Origin of the sequence: Pokkaliibacter plantistimulans, assembly GCF_003194385.1 — a bacterium.
Taxonomy (GTDB): Bacteria; Pseudomonadota; Gammaproteobacteria; order Pseudomonadales; family Balneatricaceae; genus Pokkaliibacter; species Pokkaliibacter plantistimulans.
Genome location: NZ_LAPT01000191.1, coordinates 1 through 3,001, shown reverse-complemented (window position 1 = coordinate 3,001; position 3,001 = coordinate 1). Strand labels below are relative to the sequence as shown.

2 protein-coding genes are annotated in these 3,001 nt (G+C 58.7%); both read left to right on the top strand.

All coding sequences use genetic code 11. The annotated features are described in order from the left end of the window. Window positions 1–341 precede the first annotated feature (341 nt). Window positions 342–1,250, top strand: a complete 909-nt coding sequence (locus WH50_RS25755; RefSeq protein WP_110188840.1) for a hydrogen peroxide-inducible genes activator — start codon at window positions 342–344, stop codon at window positions 1,248–1,250. Then, on the top strand, window positions 1,247–3,001 hold a 1,755-nt coding region (recG, locus tag WH50_RS25750), incomplete at its 3' end, for an ATP-dependent DNA helicase RecG (RefSeq protein WP_110190344.1). The genes WH50_RS25755 and recG, both read left to right, overlap by 4 nt.

Genomic DNA, 3,001 nt, shown 5'->3' with positions numbered 1-3,001 from the left:
CGGCTGGCTCAGATCGTGATAATGCAAGGTCACACCCGGCAACTCCCGGGGGCTGCGACAGAGGGCATTCACCTCATAGTCCTGATTGGCCAGTGTCAGTGCCAGTGGGCTGCCGAGTTTACCGCAGCCAGCGATCAGAACGGATGTAGGCATTTGCATTAACTGGATATATCCACAGCTTTTTGGTATTGGCTATAATGGCAGCCGGATCATCCGGCAACAAGGTGGATGTCGATCCTTCTCAAAGACGCTCTCGAGGCGGTGATACACATAACCGCTCAATGACTGCCGTCTATGAGGAGTAACAGCGATAAGTTGAAGTAGCTCAGGAACAGGCCCAGATGACACTTACAGAACTCAAGTACATAGTCACCCTCGCACAGGAACAGCACTTTGGTCGGGCCGCAGAGCGCTGTTTCGTCAGTCAGCCTACGCTCAGTGTGGCCGTCAAGAAACTCGAGGATGAGCTGGGGATTGCCCTGTTCGAGCGCTCCAAGAATGCAGTGCGCACCACGCCGATGGGCGACACCATCATTCAGCAGGCTCAGCGTGTGCTGGAAGAAAGCGAGCGTATCCGCGAGCTGGCCACAGCCGGTAAAGATCAGTTGCGCAGCCCGTTGCGACTGGGAGCGATTTACACCATCGGGCCGTATCTGTTCCCTCACCTGATCCCCCAGATGAAGCAAAAAGCCCCCGATATGCCACTGTATATCGAGGAAAACTACACCTCGGTGCTGCGCCGCAAACTGCGCAATGGTGAGCTGGATGTGATCATCGTTGCCCTGCCCTTTACCGAGCCTGATGTACTGACGCTACCGCTGTACGATGAGCCTTTCGTCATGCTGATGCCCTGCTCTGATGAGATGGCCAAGCAGGAAACGGTGGATGCCAACAATATTCGCTGCAATGACATGCTGCTCCTGGGAGAAGGTCATTGTTTCCGTGATCAGGTCATGCAGGCCTGCCCCAGTCTGCGTGACAGCGAAACACAGCAGAGCATTACCGAAGGCAGCTCGCTGGAAACTTTGCGCCACATGGTGGCTTCCGGCTTCGGTATTACCATTCTGCCGCTGTCGGCGGCGGGCGAAGGGCTGTATGCCCCCGGCCTGCTCTGTACCCGTCCTTTTACCTCACCTCAGCCGATGCGCACCGTAGCACTGGCATGGCGTGCCAGCTTCCCGCGACCGAAAGCCATCGATGTGCTGCGTGACACCATCAAACAGTGCAATCTGCGGGTACTTCCTGCATGACGCCAGCCAGTCTCGATCAGATCGAGATCGCATTACTCAAAGGCGCTGGCCCGGCGGTGGTCGAGCGCTGTGAACGTCTGGGTCTGCACAGTGTGCAGGATCTGTTGTTTCACCTGCCTTTGCGCTATCAGGATCGCACTCGGATCACGCCACTGGGTTCGCTGCGTCCGGGTGACGAAGTGATGGTCGAAGGCTATATCCGGGTTGCCGATATCATCAAAGGCAAGCGCCGCAGTCTGCTGTGCAAGATTCAGGATGGCTCCGGTACGCTGACGTTGCGCTTCTTTCATTTCTCCCAGGCCCAGCGGGTCGCGCTGCGCAGCGGTGAACTGTTGCGAGGCTTCGGCGAGGTGCGGGTTGGCCCCAATGGCCTGGAAATGGTTCACCCTGAATACAAGGTGCTGCAGGCGGATAGCCCACCCGCCGATCTGTCACAGGCATTGACGGCGATTTATCCCGCCACCGAAGGGCTGACTCAAGCCCGTCTGCGCCAGCTGTCAGATCAGGCTCTGTCGATGCTGCAGCGGCGGGAGAATGCACTGACTGACTGGGTGCCCGCCGAGCTGCTGCGTCAGCACCGTCTCTGTTCACTGGAGGAGGCCCTTCTCTATCTGCACCGTCCCCCTGCCGGGATATCGCAGGAGCGCCTGCTCAGCACCACCGAACCGCATCGCCAGCGTCTGGTTTTTGAGGAGTTGCTGGCTCATCACCTGAGTCTGATCAAATTACGCCAGCAGGCATTGCGGATTGACGCACCGGTGCTGACGGGGGACCAGTCTTTACGGCAGGCACTGCTTGCCTCCCTGCCCTTCAGCCTGACCAACGCGCAGCAGCGAGTGGTTCAAGAAGTGGCTGAGGATATGAATAAATCGGCGCCTATGTTGCGACTGGTGCAGGGCGATGTGGGCTCCGGCAAGACGGTCGTGGCGGCCCTTGCAGCGTTACAGGCAGTGGAATCCGGCTTTCAGGCGGTGATGATGGCGCCCACCGAGATTCTGGCCGAGCAGCATTTTCATAACTTCAGTCGCTGGCTGGAGCCGCTAGGGCTGAAGGTGGCCTGGCTGGCAGGTAAGCTCAAGGGCAAGGCCCGGCAGCAGTCGCTTGAGGCGATTGCCAGCGGAGAAGCGCGGGTGATTGTCGGCACTCATGCGCTGTTTCAGGATGATGTGTCCTTTGCCCATCTCGGGCTGGTCATCATTGATGAACAGCATCGCTTCGGGGTGCATCAGCGTCTGGCGCTGCGAGAGAAGGGCATGCATCAGGGCAAGGCGCCACATCAGCTGATCATGACCGCCACACCTATTCCCCGTACTCTGGCCATGGTGGCTTATGCCGACCTCGACTGCTCTGTCATTGATGAGCTGCCACCCGGGCGTACACCAATTCAGACCGTGGTGATTGCTGACCAGCGTCGTGATGCGGTGATTGAGCGTGTGCGTGGTGCCTGCATGGCGGGCCGTCAGGCCTATTGGGTTTGCACCCTGATTGAAGAGTCGGAAGTGCTGGAGTGTCAGGCTGCCGAGGCGACCACCGAGCAACTCAAGGAAGCCTTGCCTGAGCTCAAGATAGGTCTGGTACACGGGCGCATGAAGGCGACGGAAAAGGCGGCTGTCATGGCCGAGTTCAAAGCCGGTGACCTGCACCTGCTGGTAGCGACCACGGTTATCGAAGTGGGCGTCGATGTGCCCAATGCCAGTGTCATGATCATCGAGAATCCCGAGCGGCTTGGGCTGGCGCAGCTGCACCAGCTG

Excerpts from the sequence above, each read along its gene's own strand:
- WH50_RS25755 (WP_110188840.1), top strand. The coding sequence starts at position 342 with ATGACACTTACAGAACTCAAGTACATAGTCACCCTCGCACAGGAACAG.